The sequence below is a fragment of the Polaromonas sp. P1_E1_2 genome, from assembly GCF_056406035.1.
Genome location: NZ_JBFUAZ010000009.1, coordinates 1 through 23,301, shown reverse-complemented (window position 1 = coordinate 23,301; position 23,301 = coordinate 1). Strand labels below are relative to the sequence as shown.

The following is a 23,301-nucleotide window of genomic DNA, read 5'->3' as shown; positions in this document are numbered from 1 at the left end:
GTTCAAATACTGCGCGATCCGCGTGTCGCTGGGTGGCGTGCCACCCGAGCAGGACAGCTACGGTGGCGGACAGGCGCTGAAGAACTCGATCGCTCTTGCGGGGTTCTGAGTATTTTTTGGCAGCAATGAGAAGCAGGGCATGAGCGGCCGCCTCTGCTGCTCAAAGACAGCGCGTGAGTGCTATTAAATTTATAGCTGCTTACGCCCTTTTTTATTGGGGTTGAGGCCGATTTTTCCAATATTCCATCCAGCCCCCGCTGCAAACCTCTGTGCCCGGCGATAGAGCGCCTGGATTACAAGCGCCCTGCGTCTACGCTTGCGCAGGCGCCGGCATCACCACCACCCCATCCTCGTCGGCGTAGAGCCAGTCGCCCGGCCGCACCCAGACGCCCTGTATCTGCACAGCGATGTCACGCAGGCCCGCCTGGCGCCTTTCCGTGGGCAGCGGCATGCTTGCCAGGGCGCGGATTCCGGTCTGGCATTGCGCCAGCTCCGCCACGTCGCGCACGCAACCGTCAATCAGCACCCCTGCCCAGCCGTTTTTGGCGGCGGCGGCGCCCAGATTGCCGCCCAGCAGCGCGCGGCGCAGCGAGGCGCCCCCGTCCACCACCAGCACGCGCGCCTCTCCGGGCGACTCCACCGCCGCCTTGACCGGCGTGTTGTCTTCAAAGCATTTCACCGTGACGACGGGACCGCTGAACTTCTGAAGGCCGCCATAGCTCCTGAAAACAGGCGGGAGCACCCTGAAATGACCCGAGGTGTCGCCTTTGTGGAGGTCGCAGAGATCGCAGGTGGCGAAGGAGGCGAGATTGTCTTGGCTCATTTTCCGGTGACTTTCTTGATGACGGGTTTGATGTCTTCGCGCCGGGCGGGCAAGACCACCGCATTCTCGCGGGGGGCGTTCAGCACGATGGAGGTCGAGGTCTCGGTGAGGATGCAGAACTTGGTCACCACCGCGTCCAGGTGCGCCACGTCGATCACCGCGATTTCCAGCACCCAGCTGTCCTCGCCGGTGACGTTGTAGGCATTGATCACTTCGGGCGTCTGCTCGATCAGCTTGACCACCCGGGCGTACTCGACCCGCCCTACCCGCGCGATAGCGCGTATGCCGTAACCCAGCCGCGCCAGGTCAACCTCGGCCCGGTAACCTTTGATCACGCCGCCCAGTTCGAGCTTGCGCACACGCTCCGTGACTGCCGGCTGGCTCAGGTGAACGCGGCGACCCAGCTCGGCCATGGTGATCCGCGCATCGCGCTGCAGCTCGCCGAGGATGCGGCTGTCGTAATGGTCCCATTCGGTGGTTTCGGTCATATCGCTTTTCAAGCTTTAAATTTAAAGGCCAGCTGCAGTTTTGCCGTTAGTTTTGCATAGTCTGAGGGCGTTTGGCAACCTACCATGCAGGCATGACCTCCACATTCATTTCATCCTCCGCCACCGGCAAAGCGCCGGCGCTTTTGATCCCTGCCCTGCTCGCCTGTTACCTGGTGTGGGGCTCCACTTACCTGGCAATCCGCTTTGCTCTGATCAGTTTTCCGCCTTTCTTCCAGATGGGCACGCGTKTCCTGGCGGCCGGCCTTCTGATGATGGCTTGGGTGCTGATACGCGGGCACAAGCTGCCCAGCAGGCGCGAGTGGGCCAGCGCCGCCGTCATCGGCACCCTGATGCTGGGCGGCGGGATGGGGCTGACAGCATCGGCTGAACTTCACATCGGCTCCGGACTGATCGCCACCTTCATCGCGGTGGTTCCCATGATGGTGTCGGCCTGGGGCCTCCTGCTGGGCCAGCGGCCCAGCAGGCTGGAGTTCCTGGGCATGGTGGTAGGGCTGGCAGGTGTGCTGATGCTGGTGCAAGGCGCCAGCTTTAGCGCTGCTCCCGTCGGCATGGCGTGCATTGCGGGGGCGACCTTGCTGTGGTCACTCGGCTCGGTGCTGTCCACCACCCGGCTGCCGCTGGCGAATGGCCCCGCGGGTTTTGCCAGCGAAATGTTGTGTGGCGGCGCGGTGTTGATGGCGATTTCTCTTGCATTGGGTGAGCACCGCGAAGCCGCTGCCAACTGGCCCGCGCAGCCTGAAGCCGTGCTTGCGTGGCTCTATCTCGTGGTGTTTGGCTCGCTCATCGCCTTCAGCGCCTACCTCTATCTGCTGGCCAATGCCTCACCTGCAGTAGCCACGAGCTATGCCTTTGTGAACCCCTTGATCGCGATTTTTCTGGGTGCATTCTTCGCCGGAGAGCACGTCACTGGGGGCGAATGGGCCGCTTGCGGCGTGATTCTCATGGGCGTTTTCCTGATTTTCAGAGGTAAATCTGCAACATCCAGGCGCAAATAAAGTGCGTTTGCACTAGGAAACTGCGTTTTTCTCCAGTAGCATCCGCATTGCCACAAGGAAGAGTAGTTATCCGTGTGGTGATTTATCAACTTCTAGAAGGAAAATCAATCATGGCAACTGCAAAAAAAGCACCGGCTAAAAAAGCGCCTGCAAAAAAGGCTGCTCCGGCAAAGAAAGTAGCTGCGAAGAAAGCAGCTCCTGCAAAGAAGGCTCCTGCGAAAAAAGCAGCTCCTGCGAAAAAGGTAGCCGCGAAGAAGGCAGCTCCCGCCAAAAAAGTTGCGGCCAAAAAGCCAGCAGCGAAAAAAGCGCCTGCCAAAAAGCGCACGCCCAATGCAGCGTTCATGAAGGCACTGACCTTGAGCCCGGCACTGGCAGCTGTGGTGGGCGACAAGCCTCTGCCACGTACCGAGATCGTCAGCAAGCTGTGGGTTTACATCAAATCCAAGGGCCTGCAGGACAAGGTCAACAAGCGCATGATCAACGCCGACGAAAAATTGCGTGCCGTTTTCGGCAAGGCGCAAGTGTCGATGTTCGAGATGGCTGGCCTTATCGGCAAGCACGTCAAGTAATCGGCTCCCGCCGATATCAAAAGGCCGGTTTGCACCGGCCTTTTTTTATGCGCGGCTGGTAAGAGGGCACCTACCGCACCCCCAACCGCTGGCACGCTTCCTGCGTTGCACTCGCATGCTCCCGCGCCATGCCACCCTCTTCCATTAACGTCCAAAGCCTCCTGAAACGTATGCTAATGCCATAGGGTTACTCGGTAGCCCGCCACCAGCGGCACAGTCGAAAAACGACGCTATTGTTGCTAAGATAAAAATCCCCCTTGCGGCACCGCCCGCACCAGACCAGATAGAACAGACCCATGTTGATGCCATTGCAGCTACTGCATTCAAAAACCGGGGCGGCGGAAAACCCCGCGTGCCCTGCCTGTCGCCACCGCGACGGGCACTCGCCAGCCCGCGTCAAGTCCTGCCTTAGCATCCCGCGATAATGCTGCGCTTTATTTTTACCCGACTGAGTCTGATCATTCCCACCTTTTTGGGGATGACTCTGCTGGCTTTCTTCCTGATCCGCATGGTGCCCGGCGACCCGATCGAAACCATGGCGGGCGAGCGCGGCATCGATCCGGTGCGCCACGCGCAATTGCTCAAGGAATACGGCCTGGACCGACCCGTCATGGTGCAGTACGGCATCTACATCGGCCGGGTCCTGAAAGGCGACCTGGGCAAGTCCCTGATCACACAGGAGCCTGTACTGCGCGAATTCCTCACGCTGTTTCCGGCCACCATCGAACTCGCCGTGTGCGCCATTTTGTTTGCACTGCTGATCGGCATCCCCGCGGGCATTCTGGCGGCGGTCAAGCGAAACTCCATACTCGACCATGGCGTCATGGGGGTGTCCCTCACGGGGTATTCCATGCCRATTTTCTGGTGGGGATTGCTGCTGATTCTGCTGTTCTCGGTGCAGCTCGGCTGGACCCCCGTATCGGGCCGACTGTCGGTGCAGTACTTCATTGAGCCCACCACAGGCTTTCTGTTGATCGACTCACTTCTCTCGGAAGACAAGGGTGCTTTCTGGTCGGCCGCTTCCCACCTGATATTGCCCATGATTGTGCTGGGCACCAACCCGCTGGCGGTGATCGCGCGCATGACGCGTTCGGCCATGCTGGAAGTGCTGGGCGAAGACTACATCCGCACCGCACGCGCCAAAGGCCTTTCCAACCTGCGCGTGGTGGCCCTGCATGCGCTGCGCAATGCGTTGATCCCGGTGGTCACCGTGATCGGCCTGCAGGTCGGCGTACTGTTCACGGGCGCCATCCTCACCGAAACCATCTTTTCCTGGCCGGGCGTCGGCAAATGGCTGATCGAAGCCATCAGCCGCCGCGACTACCCCGTTCTGCAGGGCGGCATCCTGCTGCTGGGCGCCATCGTCATGGCCGTCAACCTGCTGGTGGACATCACCTACGGCATCATTAACCCACGCATCAGGCACCAGCGATGAGCACGGCCACCTTGAAATCCGCCACCCCGAAACCGGGCACGCCCCCGGCGCCACCGCACCCTCTGCGCGAGTTCTGGAACTACTTCAGCGCCAACAACGGCGCCGTGATCGGCCTGGTCATCGTGATTGGCGTGCTGCTGCTGGCGCTCTTTGCGCCCCTGCTGGCGCCGCACGCACCCAACATCACCAACAACGCCGTGTTCCTCAAGCCACCGGCCTGGCAGACGGGCGGCTCCTGGACCTACCCCTTGGGCACCGACGCCATCGGCCGGGACATCCTCTCGCGCCTGATGTACGGCGCCCGCCTGTCGCTGGTCATCGGCCTGGCCGTGGTGGCGCTGTCGGTGGTTGTCGGCACGGTGCTGGGCCTGCTGGCAGGCTTTTTCCGCGGCATCTTCGAGATCGCCGTGATGCGCCTCATGGACATCATCCTGACCCTGCCCAGCCTGCTGCTGGCCATCGTCATCGTCGCCATCCTCGGCCCCGGGCTGATGAACGCCATGCTGGCTGTTGCCATCGTCGTGCTGCCGCATTACGTGCGCATCACCCGCGCTGCGGTGATCGCCGAAACCTCGCGCGACTATGTGACGGCCGCGCGCATGAGCGGCGCCAGCCGTATCCGCCTGATGTTCAGCGAAATCCTGCCCAACTGCACGGCGCCGCTGATCGTCCAGGCCTCACTGGGCGTGTCGACCGCCATCCTGGACGCCGCCGCCCTGGGCTTCCTGGGCCTGGGCGCCCAGCCACCCTCACCCGAATGGGGCACCATGCTGGCCGATGCCCGCGAATTTGTCTTGCGCGCCTGGTGGGTGGTCACCTTCCCCGGCCTCGCAATTTTGATCACTGTGCTGGCCTTCAACTTGCTCGGCGACGGACTGCGTGACGCATTCGACCCCAAGCTGAAGCGCTGAAAGATTCCGTATGGCTTTGTTAGAAATAGAAAACCTCTCCGTCGAGTTCCCCTCGCAAAACGGCATCATGCACGCCGTTGACGGCATCAGCCTGTCGCTGGAAGAAGGCGAAGTCCTCGGTATCGTCGGCGAATCTGGCTCCGGCAAAAGCGTCACCATGATGGCCTTGATGGGCCTGGTGGCTTACCCCGGCCGCGTGAAAGCCGACAAACTGCGGTTTGCCGGACACGACCTCCTCAAGCTGTCGCAAGGCGAGCGCAACAAGCTCATCGGCAAAGACGTGGCGATGATCTTCCAGGAACCCACGACCAGCCTGAACCCCTGCTTCACCGTCGGCTTCCAGATCACCGAAACCCTGCGTCTGCACCTGGGCATGGATAAAAAGGCCGCCACACGCAAGGCCATCGAACTGCTCGAGCAGGTCGGCATCAATTCACCCGAAAGCCGCCTGAAGGCCTATCCCCACCAGCTCTCCGGTGGCATGAACCAGCGCGTGATGATCGCCATGGCGATCGCCTGCAACCCGCGCCTGCTGATCGCCGACGAGCCCACCACGGCGCTTGACGTGACCATCCAGGCGCAAATCCTGGACCTGCTGCGCAGCCTGCAAAAGGAGCGTGGCATGGCCCTGGTGCTGATCACACACAACATGGGCGTGGTGTCCGAAATGGCACAGCGCATCGCGGTGATGTACGCCGGCCAGATCATGGAAGAGCAAAGCGCACACGCCCTTTTCAACACGCCCCAGCACCCCTACACCGAAGCCCTGCTTTCGGCCCTGCCTGAGCGCAGCGACGGCAGCTCCCGCCTGGCGACCATCCCCGGCATGGTGCCCGGCCTCTATGACCGCCCTGCCGGATGCCTGTTTGCCCCACGCTGCGCCTATGCCACCGAACATTCCCGCAACGAACGTCCGCTGCTGCGCGCCTGGAAGGACGGCATGGTTCGCTGCCACTACCCGCTGGGTGATCCCAGCCGCGAGGCCAACATCGAGCACGACACCCCACTGGTGGAGGCCACGCAATGAGCACCGCCACCACTTCCACCACCCTGCCGACCGAGCCCGTCGTTGAAGCAAAAAATCTCAAGCAGGTCTATGAAATCCGCCGCGGTTTCATGCGCAAGTCCGACCACCTGCAGGCCGTCGGCGGCGTCTCTTTCTCGGTTCATGCCGGCAAGACACTGGCCGTCGTCGGCGAGTCGGGCTGCGGCAAATCCACCCTGGCCCGCATGGTCTCGCTCATTGAAACGCCTACGGGCGGCGAGTTGCGTATCACCGGAATCGACGCGGTGAACGGCGGTCAGGAAGAGCGCCAGGGCCTTCGCAAGGCCGTGCAGCTGGTATTCCAGAACCCCTACGGCTCGCTCAACCCGCGCAAGAAAATCGGCGCCATCCTTGAGGCGCCACTGGAAATCAACACCAGCCTGACAGCTGAAGAGCGCGCCGCCAAGGCCCGCGCCATGCTGGCCATGGTGGGCCTGCGCCCCGAGCACTACGACCGCTATCCCCACATGTTCTCGGGCGGCCAGCGCCAGCGCATTGCCATTGCACGCGCGTTGATGCTCAACCCCACGGTGGTGGTAGCTGACGAGCCGGTATCGGCCCTTGACGTCTCCATCCAGGCCCAGGTGCTCAACCTGCTGGCCGACCTGCAGCAGTCCATGGGTCTGGCCTATCTTTTCATCTCGCATGACCTGGGTGTGGTGCGCCACATCGCCCACGACGTGCTGGTGATGTACCTGGGCCATGCGGTCGAGCAAGGCGAAAAGAACGCCCTGTTCAACCGCCCCTTGCACCCTTACACCCAGGCCCTGCTGGCCTCGACACCCGGCTTGGCCGGCACCGGCGTCAAGCAGCGCATCGTCCTGAAGGGCGAGCTGCCCTCGCCGCTTAACCCGCCCACCGGCTGCGTGTTCTCTACCCGTTGCCCRCACGTCACCGACCGCTGCCGCGCCGAAAGGCCGCAGCTGCGCGAAGTTGCAGAGCGGCAGGTTGCGTGCCACTATGCTGAAAACTTTCTCACTGCGTGACCTGAAACCATGCGCTCAAGCACCGGTTTCAGGCCACGTTTTTCAATGACCAGGGCGCACAACGTCACAAATGTTGTGCAATCTGGCCGCAAGCCCCCGCTGCAAAAGCAGCATTAACCTCCAAAGGGATCGTCAAATGATTCAGACCAAACCAAGTGCAAACCGGCTGCGCCCGGTCCAGCGCGCATTGCTGTGCGCTATTGCCCTGCCAGCGCTGCTGGCACTTTCACCCGTCTCCGCGAAGACGCTGGTGTTCTGCTCTGAAGGCAGCCCCGAAAACTTCTACCCTGGCGTCAACACCACGGGTACGTCGTTTGATGCCAACGAACCCGTCTACAACCGCCTCGTCGAATTCGAATACGGYGGCACCAAGGTCGTTCCCGGCCTGGCCGAAAAATGGGACATTTCCGCCGACGGCCTGACCTACACCTTCCACCTGCGCAAGGGCGTGAAATGGCATGCCAGCAACAAGGCCTTCAAGCCAACGCGCGACTTCAACGCCGACGACGTGCTGTTCATGTTCGAACGCCAGTGGAAAGAAGACAACGCCTTCTTCAAGGTCACCAGCCCCAACCACTCCTACTTCAGCGACATGGGCATGCCCAAGCTGCTGAAATCGGTGGAAAAGGTCAACGACCTCACCGTCAAGATCACGCTGGACAAGCCTGAAGCGCCATTCCTCGCCAACCTGGCCATGCCTTACGCGGCCGTGCAGTCCAAGGAATACGCCGACGCCATGCTGAAAGCCGGCACGCCGGAAAAAATCGACCAGGACCCGGTCGGCACCGGCCCCTTCTACCTGGTGCAGTACCAGAAAGACGCGGTCATCCGTTACAAGGCCTTCCCGCAATATTGGGGCGGCAAGGCCAAGATCGACGACCTTGTGTACTCGATCACGCCTGACGCTTCGGTCCGCTGGGCCAAGCTGCAGAAGAACGAATGCCACGTCATGCCCTACCCCAACCCCGCCGACCTCGACGCGATCCGCAAGGACGCCAACGTGACGATCGTCGAGCAGGCCGGCCTGAACGTGGGCTACCTCGCCTACAACACGACCAAGAAGCCGTTTGACGACGTGCGCGTGCGCAAGGCCATCAACATGGCGATCAACAAGAAAGCCATTGTTGACGGCGTGTACCTGAGCACCGGTGTTGCCGCCAAGAACCCGATCCCGCCAACCATGGCCGCGTACAACAACGCCATCAAGGACGACGAGTACAACCCCGAAGCCGCCAAGAAATTGCTGGCCCAGGCCGGTTTCCCCAACGGTTTCACCACCGACCTGTGGGCAATGCCCGTGCAGCGCCCATACAACCCGAATGCCAAGCGCATCGCCGAGTTGATGCAGGCTGACCTGGTCAAGGTCGGCGTGACCGCCGAGATCAAGAGCTTCGAATGGGGCGAGTACCGCAAGCGTTTGCAGGCTGGCGAACACCAGATGGGGATGCTGGGCTGGACCGGCGACAACGGCGATCCTGACAACTTCATGTACACCCTGCTCGGCTGCGCTTCAGCCCAGTCCGCCAGCGGTTCCAACATCGCCAAGTTCTGCTACCAGCCKTATGAAGACCTGGTYCTGAAAGCCAAGACSGTGACCAATCCTGCSGAGCGCATCAAGCTCTACCAGCAGGCCCAGGTCATCTTCAAGGAACAGGCTCCCTGGTTCACCATCGCCCACGCGGTGCAGCTCAAGCCCATCCGCAAGAGCGTGATCGGCTACAAGAACAGCCCGTTCGGCCGCCACAACTTCTACGCTGTCGACATCAAGGAATAATCCTTCATGGCTTGAAGCGGCTTTGTCATAAAGCCGCCTCCATTCAAAACCCTCCTTCTTCAAGGAGGGTTTTTTCATTGTGGCGCCTTGTTTTTTCGCGGGCCGCTGTACGTCTTTACAGGTCTGCACTAAACCGGCTTGTGAAGTCTCCTCCGACTGGAGGGTGCATTTTTCCGTGGAATGGAGGAATATCCATTTCCCCGAATTCTGCAGGCCGAAGGCCGGCGAAGGAACAAGAAATGGGACAGACACTCGGAGCGGTCAAGACGAGGCAACAGGGCATCCTGACGGATGCGGCCCGGCGTTGGGAAGAACGCATGAAGCAGCGCGAAACCGGCCTTGAAAAAATCCGGAACCAGGGCCCGGGCGCCGCCGACACACCCAAGCGCCAAGCGGAATGGACAGCCCGCCAATTGACCAGGGCCGCGGGCGGCTTTCCCCTTTTCCCCGAGCGTGTCATTGGTGCGTGGAATCCCGTGGAATACGCGCCCAGCGTCCAGGCCTCGGACGCCGCGAAACCCGTGGCCCGCATCGTCCAGCAGCGCAGCGCCAGCCATACGCCCATCGGCGTGGCCACGGGCCTGTTGATCGGGTTCGACCTGCTACTGACGAATCATCACGTGTTTCCTTCAAAGATTGACGTCGACGGCCACGCGGCGAATTTTTTCTACGTGCGCGATGAGTACGGCATCAACAACGGCAAGTACTACGACTTCGATCCAGACCGTTTCTTTGTTACCGACCCGGCCCTCGACTTCACCATCGTGGCGGTGCAGCCCCGCAGCCGCGAGAGCGACCAGATTGCCTCATGCGGCTGGACGCGGCTGATCGAGGCAACGGGCAAGGTGTTGACGGGCGCTCCGGTCAATATCATCCAGCACCCCGCCGGCGGGCCGCGGGCCTTCGCCATCAGCGACAACAAGTTGATGGACATCCTGCCCACCGGCTTTCTTCACTATGAGACGGACACGCGGCCGGGCTCCTCCGGCTCCCCGGTCTACAACACAGACTGGGAACTGGTGGCGCTGCACCACTGCGGCGTGCCGGCGATGCGGGACGGCCGGATCCTGGACAAACGGGGCGCCCCCTGGGACCCGGAGTCGCAAAGCGACGACGACATCCAGTGGATCGCCAATGAGGGCGCGCGCGTCAGTTTCATCGTTGAAAGGCTTAAATCCATGTCGATTCCAGAATCCATGCGCATGATCGCCCGGCAATTGCTGGCGACCACGGCAGACCCGCTCACCGGCACAGAGAGCGTGCCGGCCGGCACCGCCTCGTCATCCCTCTTACCTCTCGCCTCACGGCCCGGAGGCGGCAACACCTTCAATTTCTCGGGGCCAGTAACCCTGCACGTCTATGGCGGGCAGGCGCTTCAGCCCGGCGTGCCTGCCGCCGCTGCACCCGTGTCGGTGCCTGCACCCGCGGCGCCCGCGCAAGTTCGTTTGCCTGATGGTTCCGGTGCGCCTTCGGCGGATGGCCTCTTCACCGCCTTTCAGGAAAAATCCCTGGTTTTCGACGAGAACTACGCGGGCCGCAAGGGATACAACCCGAAATTCCTCGGCCAGGAGGTTCCTGCCCCTGTGGCCCAGTCGCGATGGGATGGTGCCCTCTATTCGGTTGCCGATTATGAGGAATTCAATGCCGGTGTGGACGACGTGCCCGCAGTGAAGACAGGCCACCTGGCGCCGGCCGATCCGCTACCGCTTGACTACCACMACTTTTCCCTCGTAATGCACAAGCCGACACGCATGTGTCTGTGGACCGCCTCAAACTACGACTACCGCCCCAAATCGCGCACGGACCCGCGGAAGCGGGCGGATTTCGGAGGGGAAAACTGGCGAGAAGACCCGCGGCTGCCGCTGGAATACCAGCTGCTCAACAAGGACGTCTACGGCCCGGCCAAACGGATTGACCGCGGGCACATTGTCCGCCGCGAAGACAACTGCTGGGGCGCCGACGCGGACGAAACCGAATTCGCGAACGCCGACAGCTACCACTGGCCCAACTGCACGCCGCAGCATGAGGCCTTCAACCAGGAGAACCCCAATGACCGCAGCGGCCAGCGCGTCTATGAAGGCGGGGTGGTCGGTATCTGGGGCCAGTTTGAGCGCCTGCTCACCGACCAGGTTCAGGAGTCGGGCGGGCGCGCCGTGCTGTTCGCGGGGCCGGTGCTCACCGAATTTTTCGAGTCCAAAAACTGGGGAACCGGCAAGGTCAAAATCCCCAAAAAATTCTGGAAGGTCGTGGTCGTGCCCGAATCGCAAAAACGCGGCGCGAAGCTGCTGGCCTATGGTTTCGTCTTCAGTCAGGAAAAACCGATCAGGCAGTTCGGCGACACCTATGAGTCGATAGACATGCCGGCCTTCGAACGCAACCAGGTCGCCATCGCGGATATCGAGGAACTGGCCGGCTTGAAGTTCGACCCCAAAATCGTCGCCGCGGATCAGTACGCAGGCCAGTAGCTATCCGGCAGCGGCCCGCATTGCTGCAATGGTTACGGCGCCTTGGCCAGAGCGTTTTGCGTAATCGCCGACAAGGTGCCACGCGTGGTGATGACTTCCGGATCCAGCGTGACCTCAATCACCGTGCCCTCCTTGCGAGCCAGCGCCGCAAGCAATTCCGCCTCAAACTCCGCGGTGCGCGTGATGCGCACGCCGGCGTAACCGTAGGCTCGCGCCAGCGCCGCAAAATCCGGATTGTTCAGGCTTGAACCACTTTGGTGTGTTGGATACTCCCGCTCCTGGTGCATGCGGATCGTGCCGTACATGCCGTTGTTGAGCAGCACGATGATGCTTTTGGCGCCGTGCTGCACGGCAGTGGCCAGCTCCTGGCCGTTCATCAAAAAGTCGCCGTCACCCGCGATGGTGAAAGCCATCCGTCCTGTCGTGATGGCCGCAGCAATACCGGCCGGCACGCCATAACCCATCGCGCCCACGGTGGGCGCCAGCTGCGTCTTGTGGCCTTTGACGAGACCGTGATGCCGAAAGAAACGATGCACCCAGCTGGCAAAGTTGCCGGCGCCGTTGGTCAGCACTGCATCCGCCGGCAGGTGCTTTTGCAGCATGCCGACGATGGCGGGCATGTCGATATCACCCGGCAGGTTCGCGGAAGGTGTCGGCTTGAGGTTTTCCAGGTAGTCCTCGTTCGCGGATGTGGTCCAGGCTTCCCAGGCCACAGACACCGGCGCCGTGAGGACCTCCAGCGATCGCGCAGCCGCGTTCATGGTGGCATTGATGGCCAGATCGGCCTGGTAGACGCGGTTGAGCTCCTCGGCGCTCGAATGGATATGCACCAGCTTTTGCTTGGGCCGGGGCGCCTCCAGCAACGTGTAAGTACCGGTCGTCATCTCACCCAGGCGCGGGCCGATGGCGATGATCAGGTCGCTGGCCTTCACGCGTGCGGCCAGCTTCGGGTTCAGGCCGATACCCACGTCGCCCGCGTAGAGCGGATGGTGGTTGTCAAAGGTGTCCTGGAAGCGAAAGGCATTGCCCACCGGCAACTTCCAGTTTTCGGCAAAGCGTTGCAGCGCCTGCGCCGACTGCGGCGTCCAGCCGCCGCCACCGGCGATAACGAGCGGGCGCTCGGACTTGAGCAGCATCTCGCGCAGCGTACGCAGTGAGCCCGGGTCGCTCCAGGCCTGCACGGCCTCCACACGCGGCAGCGGCTGCGCGGCCGTCATGCGCGTCAGCATGTCTTCAGGCAAGACCAGCACCACGGGGCCAGGCCGGCCGTTCATGGCGGTAGCGAAGGCACGCGCCACATATTCGGGGATGCGGTCGGCCTCATCGATGCGCTCCACCCTCTTGGCAAAGCCCTTGGTGCTGGGCCCGAAGAAACTGGCGTAGTCCACCTCCTGGAAGGCTTCACGGTCGCGGCAGTCGCTGGCCACGTCCCCCACCAGCAGCACCATGGGGGTTGAATCCTGGAAGGCCGTGTGCACGCCGATGGACGCATTGGTGGCGCCCGGCCCGCGCGTGACCATGCACACGCCCGGCCGCCCTGTCAGCTTGCCGTGCGCCTCGGCCATGAAGGCCGCGCCGCCCTCTTGCCGGCAAGTGACGAACTGAATCTTGTCCTGACGCGCATGCAGGCCGTCAAGCACCGCCAGGTAGCTTTCACCGGGAACGCCAAACGCATGGGTAACGCCTTGGGCCAGAAGGCAATCGACGAGAAGGTGGCCAGCGAGTTGGGAATTCATGAAGCCTATTGTGCCGCTGGAACAGACACTGGCGCAGCGACTGAATATGGGGCTCTTCAATCAAGCAGGGGCCGCGGAACCGGCTTTTGCCGGGCCGCAGGCGCCGCCCCCTTGAGGGGGGAACAGGCTACACGCAGTGAGCCTGGACGGGGGTGGAACAATTATTCAGGCGTAGCCGCGTCGCCATCGCCGCCGCCAGCCTCGAGGGCTTGTCGCGCCAGCTCTTCGTCACTCAGCGGTGGCGCTCCTTCAAGGGCCCTGAGTTCTTCGAGAAACTCTTCCGTGGGCTGCTCGTGTTCGAGCAGCACCTCTTCGAGCTTCTGCCGGCCGGTCTCTATATGCACCGAGGGAGAATGCAGTTCGGATGGCGGTACCGGAAATTTTTCGCCCAGTTCAAATTTGAGCGCCTCGGCCTTCTGGTCTACCCAGTTTGCGAAGTCGCCATCTTTCGGCGTGTCTGAATTGTTCATGGCCATCTCCTTTGCCTCAAGGGCACCGGCGCGGGCGGCCGGTACCTGCTTCATTATGGAGGTACCCTTGGCCGCTGTCTGTCATCCAATAACGATGCCGTTCGGGTATTCTTGCTTTAATTCACCAAATAGTTAAATTCTCGCCATGCCGACCCCTAAAACAAAGCCCGCCGAACCCCGTTCACGCGATGCCGACCGCTCCCAACTGGCCATCCTGCTGGCGGCCCGCGACGAGTTCGCGCAACACGGCCTGGGCGGTGCGCGGGTAGACAGGATAGCCGAGCGCGCCGACGTCAACAAACGCCTGATTTACTACTACTTCAAGAGCAAGGACGAACTCTTCCTGGCGGTGCTGGAAAACGCCTATGCCGACATCCGCGCCGCGGAAACAGAACTGCATCTGCGCGACATGGATCCGGCGCAAGCCATCCGCCGGCTCACGGAATTCACCTGGGAATACTACATTGCCCATCCGGAGTTTTTGACGCTTCTTAACAGTGAAAACCTGCATCAGGGGCGGCATCTGGCCATGTCCAGCCGCGTGCAGGAAATGAACTCGCCGCTGGTCCAGACGCTGGCGGAAATCCTGGAGCGCGGGCGCGCAGACGGGCTGTTTCGCGGCGGCATCGACCCGGTACAGCTTTACGTATCCATCGCCGGAATGTCGTATTTCTACCTGTCGAACAACCACACGTTGTCGGCCATCTTCGGGCGCGATCTCATGACGCCCAAAGCCCGCCATGAGCGGCTCTCGCACATGTGCGAAGTCATCCTAGGGTATGTCCTTAGAAACTGATCCTGAGCGGTCATTGACGCAGCGACGAGGCCATTTTTACAATTCGTAATTCACTTAATGGTGAATTACGAGTAAACTGCATTCCGGTACCCCAATAACACCGGCGGCATGCACAGGTCTTTCGCAGTCCTTCAATGACCCCTTTCAGGAGACAAAGCACATGAAATTCACACGTCGCGCAGCACTGRCCAGCCTCACCTGCATGGCGGCGCTGTCACCCCTGGTGGCCAGCGCCCAGGGCGCCTACCCCAACAAGCCCATTCGTGTCATCGTGCCTTTTGCCGCAGGCAGCACCACCGACATCATTGCCCGCGCCATCACCGACAAGATGAGCCAGAGCATGGGCCAGACGCTCGTGATCGACAACCGCGGCGGCGCCAGCGGCACCATCGGCCAGCAGGCCGTGGCCACGGCCGCGCCGGACGGCTACACCATCATGATCCACTCGTCCTCGCACACGGTCAGCCCCTCGACCTTCGCCAAGCTGCCTTTCGACACCATGGGTGACTTCACGGGTGTGACGCCGATCTCGAGCACGCCCAATGTGCTGGTCATGTCGCCGTCGAAAAACATCAAGACGCTGCAGGAACTGCTGGCCGCGGCGCGCGCCAAACCCGGCAGCATGAACTTCGCCTCGGCCGGCCAGGGCAGCGCCACCCACTTGAATGCCGAAAAATTCAAGCTCGCCGCCAAAATCGAAGCCACCAACATTCCCTTCAAGGGATCTGGCGAAGCGGTGACCGAAGTCATGTCCGGCCGCGTCGACTACTACTTCTCGCCGATCGCACCTGTCATCGGCCAGATCAAGAACGGCCAGCTCGTGGCTCTCGCGGTCGGTTCACCCAAACGCGCCAGCGCCCTGCCCCAGGTTCCCACCACGGCGGAAGCCGGCGTTCCGGGTTCAGAGTTCAACTTCTGGATCGGCATGATGGCCCCCGCGAAAACACCGCGCGACATCGTCAACCGCCTGCACGACGAAGTGATCAAAGCCCTGAACACGTCCGAAGTCAAGGAACGCTTCGCCGCCCTGGGCGCCGACGCCTGGACACTCTCGCCCGAGCAGTTCGACGCCTACATCAAGGACGAGATCAAGAGCAATGCCGTACTGGTCAAAGCTGCCGGCCTTCAGCCCACCCAGTAACTTCCGCCCAGTTCCCCGCAGCGTCCCTCCTTCCAATACCCGTGGCCGGGCCAAGGTGAGGCCGCCGCATTTTTCACCTCCTCAAAGGATCCCATGGCTACTCAACGACTAGGAATCATCATGCACGGCGTCACCGGACGCATGGGCATGAACCAGCATCTGATCCGCTCCATCGTCGCGATCCGCAAACAGGGCGGCGTCACGCTCTCCAACGGCGACAAGGTGATGCCCGACCCGATCCTGATCGGCCGCAACGCCGAAAAAATCGAAGCCCTGGCCAAAGCCCATGGCCTCGCGCGTTGGGGCACCGACCTCGACGAGGCGCTGAAGAACAAGGACGACACCATCTTCTTCGACGCCGGCACCACACAGATGCGCCCGACCCTGCTGGCCAAGGCCATTCGCACCGGCAAGCACGTCTACTGCGAAAAGCCGATTGCCACCAACCTCAACGAGGCCGTCGAGATCGCCCGCCTGGCYGAAAARTCSGGYCTGAAACACGGCGCCGTRCAAGACAAGCTCTTCCTGCCCGGCCTGCGCAAGCTYGACATGCTGCGCCGCGCCGGYTTCTTCGGCAAGATGCTSTCGGTGCGGCTYGAGTTCGGCTACTGGGTCTTCGAAGGCGACCTGCAGCCTATCCAGCGCCCGAGCTGGAACTACCGCACCGAAGACGGCGGCGGCATGATCCTGGACATGATGTGCCACTGGCGCTACGTGTTGGACAACCTGTTCGGCGAGGTCAAGTCGATCTCCTGTATTGGTGCCACCCACATTCCCGAGCGCTGGGACGAGGCTGGCAAGCCCTACAAGGCGACCGCCGACGACGCGGCTTACGCCACCGCCGAACTCATCGGCCACAGCGGCGAGCCGGTGATTGCCCAGATGAACATGTCCTGGGCCACCCGCGTGAACCGCGGAGACCTGGTCACCTTCCACGTCGACGGCACGCATGGCTCGGCCGTTGCGGGCCTCTCCTCCTGCAAGGCCCAGTCGCGCGTCAACACRCCGCGCCCGGTCTGGAACCCGGACGAGAAGCAGACGATGAATTTCTCTGACCAGTGGCAGGAAGTGCCGGACACCCAGACCTACGACAACGGCTTCAAGATCCAGTGGGAGCACTTCATCCGCCATGTGGTGGAAAACGAGCCCTACAAATGGACGCTGCCCGAAGGCGCCAAAGGCGTGCAGCTGGTCGAAGCCGCGCTCGAAAGCTGGAAAGAACGCCGCTGGGTGGACGTTCCAGCGCTACAAGTTTGATAGCTGCTCGCGCCCATCAGATAAGGGCTACAGGCACATTTTTCATACAGAAAAGGTAGATTCATGGCTTTAACCCTTTCCCTGCCTGTCGCCGCGGGCGGCCTGCGGCCTTACACGCTGCAAGGCCGCACACCGGTGAAGCCCGCACCGGGCGTCAAATTCAACCGCATCGCCTATTCGGCAGCTCACGTGGTGGCCGACCCATTGGCCGCAGTGGATCCCTGGGTCAACTGCGCGATCGACTGGGACACGACCATCGCCTACCGCCGTCACCTGTGGTCGCTGGGCCTGGGTGTGGCCGAAGCGATGGACACGGCGCAGCGCGGCATGGGCCTGGACTGGCCGACCTCGCTGGAGCTGATCCACCGTTCGCTCGATGCCGCCAAAGACGTGCCGGGCGCACTGGTGGCTTCAGGCTGCGGCACCGACCACCTGGTGCTGGAAAACGTCAAGAGCGTCGATGAAGTCATCGCCGGCTACGAAGAGCAGATGGCCGCGATTGAAAAGCTCGGCGGCAAGCTGATCGTGATGGCCAGCCGCGCGCTAGCGCGCGTCGCCAAATCGCCGGCCGACTATGAGCGCGTCTACGACCGCATCCTGAGGCAGGCAAAACAACCGGTGGTGCTGCACTGGCTGGGAGACATGTTCGACCCTGCACTGGCTGGCTACTGGGGCAGCGGCAATGTCGAAAAAGCCATGGACACGGCCCTTGGCATCATCAACGCCCACCCCGACAAGGTCGACGGCATCAAGATCTCGCTGCTCGACAAGGACAAGGAAATCGCGATGCGCCGCAGATTGCCCACGGGCGTTCGCATGTACACAGGCGACGACTTCAACTATGCCGAGCTGATTGCCGGTGACGGTTTCGGGAAGGAAGCGATGCACGGCCAGAGTGATGCGCTGCTGGGCATCTTCGACGCCATCGCACCGGCCGCCAGCGCCGCGCTGGGCGAGCTCGCGCAAGGCAATGTCGAGAAATTCCACGCCATCCTCGGCCCCACGGTGCCGCTGTCGCGACACATTTTTGCCGCGCCCACGCGTTTTTACAAAACTGGCGTCGTCTTCATGGCCTGGCTTAACGGCCACCAGAAGCACTTCACGATGGTCGGCGGGCAACAGAGCACGCGTTCGCTGCAGCACTTCGCCGAACTGTTCCGCTTGGCCGATGCCGCCAACCTGCTTGAACAACCGGACTTGGCGACCCAGCGCATGAAGACGCTACTGGCGCTACACGGCATGTAATGGCTCCCCCCGTTGCCGGCTCACTGCGTGTAGCGGCCTCCCCCCTCAAGGGGGCGGCGCTGGCGGCCCGGCAAAGCCGGTTCCGCGGCGCCCGCTTGAAATGTTACCGAGCGCTTCCACTCAAATCGCTGAATAAATTTAACAGGAGACAACATGAAGACACGCACTTTCCTCAAGGCCAGCCTGGCCGCCGGCCTCGCAGCCGTCGCCTTCGGCGCCGCAGCGCAGGCTTATCCCAGCCGCCCGGTCAAGGTCATCAGTCCCTTCCCGCCCGGCGGCACGCTGGATGCGGTGGGCCGGCAGCTGGCGCAAAAACWCGGTGAGCAGATGGGCCAGCCCTTTGTGGTGGAAAACCGTGCGGGCGGCAACGGCACCATCGGTGCGCACGTGGTCGCGCAGGCGCCAGCAGACGGCTATACCCTGCTCTTCAATGCCTCTACTTTCACCACCGCACCCATGACGATGAAGTCGGTGCCTTACGGTGTGGTGAAAGACTTTACGCCCGTCTCGCTGGTTGCCAAGGCGCCCTTGTCGATTGCCATCAACAAGAACCTGCCGATCACCGACGTGAAGTCGCTGATTGCCCACGCCAAGGCCAACCCCGGCAAGATGACGTTTGCGGTCGGCTCCATCGGGTCGGCCGGCCACCTGTCAACCGAACTGCTCAAACGCGCCGGCGGCATCGAATACACCGTGGTGCCCTACAAGGGCACGGCGCCGGCTTTCCAGGATTTGATCGGCGGCCAGATCGACGGCTTCATCGACCCCATCCTTGGCTCGCTGCAGTACCACAAGAGCGGCCTGTTGCGCGTCGTTGCCATCACCGGCGACAAGCGCGTGCCCAACCTGCCTGATGTGCCAACCGTGGCCGAGACGATTCCCGGCTACGAGTTTTACAGCTGGTACGGACTGTGGGGCCCGGCAAAATTGCCGGCAGACATCACGCAGAAACTCAACGCCGAAACCAACAAGGCGCTCGCCAGCGACATGCGTGAAAAGCTCCTCCAGCAAGGCCTGGTGCTGACACCCGGCACGCCCGAAGACTTCGCGAAGTTCCAGAGCAGTGACATGGCTCGCTCGCAGAAGATCATCACGGACGGCAACATCCGTGTCGAATAACATGCACAACCATGGTCACTGAAGATGTGAAACGCGCCCTGGTCACGGGCAGCAGCTCAGGCATCGGCCTGGCCATTGCGCAAGCCCTGCTGGACCAGGGTTGGGACGTGGTCGGCCTGGACCTGGCGCCTGCGCGCATTGTGCATCCGGCGTTTTCGTCCACCGAAGTCAATCTGTGCAATACCGAAACCACGGAGCGCGCCGTGCGTGCGGCTGGTGGGGTGCAGGCGCTCATCCACGCCGCCGGCGTGCTGCGCGTGGGCCAGCTTGGTGCGCTGCGCAACGAAGATTCAGCGCTGATGTGGCAGCTTCACGTGGATGCTGTCACGCGCATCGCCAACCTCGTGGTTCCCGCCATGGCGCAGGCTGGCGCAGGCCGYGTGGTGCTGGTCGGAAGCCGCGTGGCGCGCGGCATGGCRGGCCGCAGCCAGTAYGCGGCCACCAAGGCCGCGCTGGTGGCGCTGGCGCGCAGCTGGGCTGCTGAAACCGTGGCTTCGGGTGTCACCGTCAATGTGGTGTCCCCGGCCGCCACCGAAACAGCCATGCTTGCCGACCCGGCGCGAACGACGGTCCCGCCGAAGCTGCCGCCGCTGGGCCGGCTGATCCAGCCGCGGGAGATCGCCGCGCTGGTCACCTTCCTGCTCTCACCCGACGCCGCGGCCATCACCGGCCAGGAGATCCAGATCTGCGGAGGCGCGTCGCTTGCGGCGTGAAGGCATGGCCGCAAACGCTGTCGGCATTGTCGGTCTGGGCCTCGTCGGCACCGCGCTGGCGCAGCGCCTGATGGCCGCCGGCTTCCAGGTCACCGGCTTCGACCTGCGCGAAGAAGCCCGCGCGGCCCTCACCGCCCAAGGCGGCCGCGCTGCCGGCACCCTGGCCGAAGTTGCCAATGCGGCTTCCTGCATGGTTCTGGCCGTCTTCAATACCGACGATGTGCTCAAGGTGGTCGAAGGGCCGGGTGGCCTGCTGTCCGTTTTCGGCGTTCGCAGCATCATCGACTGCTCCACCGGCACACCTCACGAACTCGAAGCCCTGGCCGCGCGGCTCGCAGCACGCGGCATCAACTTCATCGAAGCGCCGCTCTCGGGCTCCAGCCAGCAGATCGCCGCCGGTGAAGCCACCCTGCTGCTGGGTGGCGAGGCCGGGGCATTGCAGGCGTGCGAATCCGTTCTGGCCGCCATTTCAGACCAACGCATCCACGTCGGTGGCGCCGGCATGGGTGCCAAAGCCAAGCTGGCCACCAACCTGGTGCTAGGCCTGAACCGCGCAGTACTGGCCGAAGGCATGGTCTTCGCCGAAAACATGGGCATTCCCCCCGAGCAATTCCTGGCGCTGGTGCTGGCCAGCCCGGCCACGTCAGGCGCGGCCGAGGCCAAGGGCCGGATGATGGTGGACGGGGACTTTACGCCGCAGTCGCGCATCCACCAGCATCTCAAGGACGTCAGGCTGATGATTGACAGTGCCGCGGCCCAAGGCCAGAAACTGCCCTTGTCCGAAGCCCATGCAGCGCTGATGCGCGCAGCGATTGCCGCCGGCGATGGCGAGCTCGACAACGCGGCCATCATCCGCGAACTGCGCCGGCAGAAAACCGCRCCACCGTCCAACTGACTTCACTAAAACTACACCCCTACCTTTACCGCATGCGTAATTTTTCCCAGGACCACCGCTGGCTCTCCATCAACACCGCAACCGTGCGCAAAAGCCGCGGCGTCGAGCAGCCGCTGACCACCATCATCGAAGCCTGCGTGCAGCGCGGCATCAAGGCGATTTCGCCGTGGCGCGACCAGGTCGCGGCCGCCGGCCTGCCCGCTGTTTCGAAACTCGTCAAAAACCACGGGCTTGAACTCTCCGGCTACTGCCGCGGTGGCATGTTCCCCGCAGCCGACGCCGCCGGCCTGCAGGCTGCCCACGACGACAACCGCCGCGCCGTCGATGAAGCCTGCGAGCTCAAGGCCGCTTGCCTGGTGCTGGTGGTGGGCGGTTTACCCGGCGCATTGGCAGGGAAGGCGGCACACAAGGACCTGGCGCTGTCGCGCAGCCAGGTGAGCGACGGCATTGCCCAATTGCTCGAATACGCCAGAAGCTGCAACATGCCGCTGGCCATCGAACCGCTGCACCCCATGTATGCGGCAGACCGCGCCTGCATCAACACCATGGAGCACGCACTCGACGTCTGCGACGCGCTCGACCCCTCAAAGAGCGGCGCGCTCGGTGTGGCGGTGGACGTGTACCACGTGTGGTGGGACCCCAAACTGCAGCCGCAAATCGAACGGGCAGGCAAGGAGCGCCTGCTCGCCTTCCATACCTGTGACTGGCTGACGCCCACGGCCGATTTGCTGAACGACCGCGGCATGATGGGAGACGGTGTGATTGACATCCCGAAAATCCGCGGCTGGATGGAAGCGCAAGGGTTCGCGGGTTACAGCGAGGTGGAGATCTTTTCCACCAGCAACTGGTGGCAGCGCGAAACCGGCGAGGTGCTGGACACCTGCATTGCCCGGCACCGCAGCGCAGTGTAAACAGGCCTCTTCATTCTGCTGGCAGACGGGCTGCTAAACGACCATCTTGAGGCGGAGCTCCAGACGCGAACCTCGCTCTATGGCCTGCGCAATCCGGGCCTGCCGTTCAGTTGCAGAAAGTGTCTTGTCGTCGTTGATGGCCTGGCGGGTCTTGAACATTTCCAGGTCGGCAATAGGGATCAGTTGCCGGTTACTGGAAGACCGGAACCGGGACAAGCCGTTGACAGCCAGGAGGATGCGCTTTTCGCCAGGATCGCTCTCTGCAAACCCGACGACGAACTTCCGGATGGACGCCTTCAACGGGTCCGGCAGCGTTGCCTTCCAGAGCAATGGGGATTGCGGTATGAGGGGTGATTCCCAGATGACTTTTACCTCCCTGGCAAGGTCCGCAAAGTCGCGCTGAAAGAATGCAAGCTCTTCATTGTTGGCCGTCGCCACATCAATTTGCTTTTTCGATACCTTCAGCAGGTTTTGCTGGTGGCTCCCAGTCTCCACTGACTTGAAAATTTCCGCGGGCTTGCTCACGCCATTCTTGGAGAAAGCAAAATACAGCGGCACCAGATGCCCGGACGTACTCTTGGGATCGCCATCGCCAAAGCGCAGGCCGGAAGCATTTTCAATCAGCGGCTTGAGCGCCTCGATTTGCGAACTGCGATGGGTCACCAGGATCGATTTGTAGCCCACGCTGCCGTCCCCCGTGACCATCTGCGCAAAAACACCACCCGCGCCGGAGGCCACCACATCCAGAGCAGGAACATTGCCCATCCAGGCCAGATCTATTTCCCCACCAATGAAGGCGGTTACCAGCGCGCCCTGCGACTCATAGACACGCAGATCGATCGGACGGCGGATGGCCGCGCCCAGGAGTTTGACGAAGGGCTCCCAGCTCGCGCGGGTCTCCGCAGCCGCCCTGGGCGAGATCAAACCAAATGTCAGCATCGGCTCTGCAGCAGGCTGCGCCATCACTGGTGAAGCAAGCAGTGGCCCGGCGCACAGCCCGGCAAGGCCGTGGAGGACAATTCGACGTTGAAGGCTCATATCATTTTCTCCATCAGGCTGAAACAACAGAAACACCCCGTTCGGGCAGGTGAAGGGTTACGGCATCACCCTGGAACCAGTCGGATGCCGCGTCCGGGGACACGACGAAGATGGGGCCCAAGCTGGTGTCGACAGTGAACTCGCGGACACTACCCAAATAGGCTTTCTTGGAAACCACACCGGGCAAACCTTCATCTCCGGGCGGTGCAATCGTCCAGGCTTCAGGACGAATGGCCGCTTTCACCGCACCAGGCTCGACGGGATGCAGGGCTTTCACACGCAGCGCTCCCACCTGGATCCGGCCGTCCGCAAATGCCTCGCCGGGAAACAGCATGGCCTCACCCATGAATCCAGCAACAAATTCGCTGTTGGGACGCTCGTAAAGCTCCGACGGGGATCCTGCCTGGGCAATCACCCCCTGGTCCATGACAATGATCTGGTCGCTTACAGCGAGGGCCTCACTTTGGT

Annotated in this window: 22 protein-coding genes; 16 read left to right on the top strand and 6 right to left on the bottom strand. The window is 62.3% G+C overall.

Going from position 1 to position 23,301, the window contains the following annotated elements:
* Window positions 1-310 precede the first annotated feature (310 nt).
* Together rraA and AC1D1P_RS01335 are read right to left on the bottom strand one after the other, a co-directional pair.
* Window positions 311-823: a ribonuclease E activity regulator RraA gene (rraA, locus tag AC1D1P_RS01340; RefSeq protein ID WP_477669184.1), complete on the bottom strand. Its 513-nt coding sequence runs from the start codon at window positions 821-823 to the stop codon at window positions 311-313.
* Complete coding sequence (locus tag AC1D1P_RS01335) at window positions 820-1,311, bottom strand: Lrp/AsnC family transcriptional regulator (RefSeq protein ID WP_007873193.1); 492 nt, start codon at window positions 1,309-1,311, stop codon at window positions 820-822. Before AC1D1P_RS01335 ends, rraA begins: the two co-directional genes overlap by 4 nt.
* A gap of 92 nt (window positions 1,312-1,403) precedes the next feature.
* On the opposite strand from AC1D1P_RS01335, the gene yedA reads away from it, so the two are divergent.
* The 8 genes from yedA (at window position 1,404) to AC1D1P_RS01295 (ending at window position 11,512) form a co-directional block, all read left to right on the top strand.
* Entirely contained in the window at window positions 1,404-2,327 is a 924-nt protein-coding gene (gene yedA / locus AC1D1P_RS01330) for a drug/metabolite exporter YedA (protein WP_477671864.1), read from the top strand.
* A gap of 110 nt (window positions 2,328-2,437) precedes the next feature.
* Complete coding sequence (locus tag AC1D1P_RS01325; protein WP_122956824.1) at window positions 2,438-2,896, top strand: SWIB/MDM2 domain-containing protein; 459 nt, start codon at window positions 2,438-2,440, stop codon at window positions 2,894-2,896.
* A gap of 424 nt (window positions 2,897-3,320) precedes the next feature.
* Window positions 3,321-4,331, top strand: coding sequence for an ABC transporter permease subunit (locus AC1D1P_RS01320; RefSeq protein WP_477646562.1), 1,011 nt, complete (start codon window positions 3,321-3,323; stop codon window positions 4,329-4,331).
* Window positions 4,328-5,242 (top strand): ABC transporter permease subunit, encoded by a 915-nt coding sequence (locus AC1D1P_RS01315; protein WP_477671863.1) that lies wholly within the window; start codon window positions 4,328-4,330, stop codon window positions 5,240-5,242. The genes AC1D1P_RS01320 and AC1D1P_RS01315 overlap by 4 nt, the downstream gene beginning before the upstream one ends.
* A gap of 10 nt (window positions 5,243-5,252) precedes the next feature.
* Entirely contained in the window at window positions 5,253-6,269 is a 1,017-nt protein-coding gene (locus AC1D1P_RS01310) for an ABC transporter ATP-binding protein (protein ID WP_477671862.1), read from the top strand.
* Window positions 6,266-7,273, top strand: a complete 1,008-nt coding sequence (locus AC1D1P_RS01305; RefSeq protein ID WP_477671861.1) for a peptide ABC transporter ATP-binding protein — start codon at window positions 6,266-6,268, stop codon at window positions 7,271-7,273. The genes AC1D1P_RS01310 and AC1D1P_RS01305 overlap by 4 nt, the downstream gene beginning before the upstream one ends.
* A gap of 136 nt (window positions 7,274-7,409) precedes the next feature.
* Window positions 7,410-9,047: an ABC transporter substrate-binding protein gene (locus AC1D1P_RS01300; RefSeq protein WP_477669179.1), complete on the top strand. Its 1,638-nt coding sequence runs from the start codon at window positions 7,410-7,412 to the stop codon at window positions 9,045-9,047.
* Between the two features lie 239 nt (window positions 9,048-9,286).
* Entirely contained in the window at window positions 9,287-11,512 is a 2,226-nt protein-coding gene (locus AC1D1P_RS01295) for a DNA/RNA non-specific endonuclease (protein ID WP_477671860.1), read from the top strand.
* 32 nt (window positions 11,513-11,544) lie between these two features.
* Here AC1D1P_RS01295 and AC1D1P_RS01290 read toward each other — a convergent pair whose 3' ends face one another.
* Both AC1D1P_RS01290 and AC1D1P_RS01285 read right to left on the bottom strand, forming a co-directional pair.
* Window positions 11,545-13,248: a thiamine pyrophosphate-binding protein gene (locus AC1D1P_RS01290; protein ID WP_477669177.1), complete on the bottom strand. Its 1,704-nt coding sequence runs from the start codon at window positions 13,246-13,248 to the stop codon at window positions 11,545-11,547.
* A gap of 161 nt (window positions 13,249-13,409) precedes the next feature.
* Window positions 13,410-13,718 carry a hypothetical protein gene (locus AC1D1P_RS01285; protein ID WP_477669176.1) on the bottom strand — a complete coding sequence of 103 codons (309 nt, stop codon included), beginning with the start codon at window positions 13,716-13,718 and terminating at the stop codon, window positions 13,410-13,412.
* Between the two features lie 145 nt (window positions 13,719-13,863).
* Between AC1D1P_RS01285 and AC1D1P_RS01280 the strand changes: the two genes are divergently transcribed.
* The 8 genes from AC1D1P_RS01280 (at window position 13,864) to AC1D1P_RS01245 (ending at window position 21,795) form a co-directional block, all read left to right on the top strand.
* Window positions 13,864-14,514 (top strand): TetR/AcrR family transcriptional regulator, encoded by a 651-nt coding sequence (locus tag AC1D1P_RS01280; protein ID WP_477669175.1) that lies wholly within the window; start codon window positions 13,864-13,866, stop codon window positions 14,512-14,514.
* Window positions 14,515-14,674: 160 nt separating this feature from the next.
* The gene (locus tag AC1D1P_RS01275; RefSeq protein WP_477671859.1) at window positions 14,675-15,655 is read left to right on the top strand and encodes a Bug family tripartite tricarboxylate transporter substrate binding protein; all 981 of its coding nucleotides are present in this window, start codon (window positions 14,675-14,677) and stop codon (window positions 15,653-15,655) included.
* Between the two features lie 93 nt (window positions 15,656-15,748).
* The gene (locus AC1D1P_RS01270) at window positions 15,749-16,912 is read left to right on the top strand and encodes a Gfo/Idh/MocA family protein (RefSeq protein ID WP_477671858.1); all 1,164 of its coding nucleotides are present in this window, start codon (window positions 15,749-15,751) and stop codon (window positions 16,910-16,912) included.
* A 63-nt stretch (window positions 16,913-16,975) separates the two neighbouring features.
* Window positions 16,976-18,157, top strand: a complete 1,182-nt coding sequence (locus tag AC1D1P_RS01265; RefSeq protein WP_477671857.1) for a dihydrodipicolinate synthase family protein — start codon at window positions 16,976-16,978, stop codon at window positions 18,155-18,157.
* Window positions 18,158-18,310: 153 nt separating this feature from the next.
* The gene (locus AC1D1P_RS01260) at window positions 18,311-19,276 is read left to right on the top strand and encodes a Bug family tripartite tricarboxylate transporter substrate binding protein (RefSeq protein WP_477671856.1); all 966 of its coding nucleotides are present in this window, start codon (window positions 18,311-18,313) and stop codon (window positions 19,274-19,276) included.
* A gap of 11 nt (window positions 19,277-19,287) precedes the next feature.
* Window positions 19,288-19,989, top strand: a complete 702-nt coding sequence (locus AC1D1P_RS01255) for an SDR family NAD(P)-dependent oxidoreductase (protein ID WP_477671855.1) — start codon at window positions 19,288-19,290, stop codon at window positions 19,987-19,989.
* Between the two features lie 4 nt (window positions 19,990-19,993).
* Window positions 19,994-20,884 (top strand): NAD(P)-dependent oxidoreductase, encoded by an 891-nt coding sequence (locus AC1D1P_RS01250; protein ID WP_477669169.1) that lies wholly within the window; start codon window positions 19,994-19,996, stop codon window positions 20,882-20,884.
* 32 nt (window positions 20,885-20,916) lie between these two features.
* On the top strand, window positions 20,917-21,795 hold the full coding sequence (locus tag AC1D1P_RS01245) for a sugar phosphate isomerase/epimerase family protein (protein ID WP_477671854.1): 879 nt from the start codon (window positions 20,917-20,919) through the stop codon (window positions 21,793-21,795).
* 33 nt (window positions 21,796-21,828) lie between these two features.
* Here AC1D1P_RS01245 and phnD read toward each other — a convergent pair whose 3' ends face one another.
* Complete coding sequence (gene phnD, locus AC1D1P_RS01240) at window positions 21,829-22,833, bottom strand: phosphate/phosphite/phosphonate ABC transporter substrate-binding protein (RefSeq protein WP_477669167.1); 1,005 nt, start codon at window positions 22,831-22,833, stop codon at window positions 21,829-21,831.
* A 13-nt stretch (window positions 22,834-22,846) separates the two neighbouring features.
* On the bottom strand, window positions 22,847-23,301 hold a 455-nt coding region (locus tag AC1D1P_RS01235), incomplete at its 5' end, for a TOBE domain-containing protein (protein WP_477671853.1).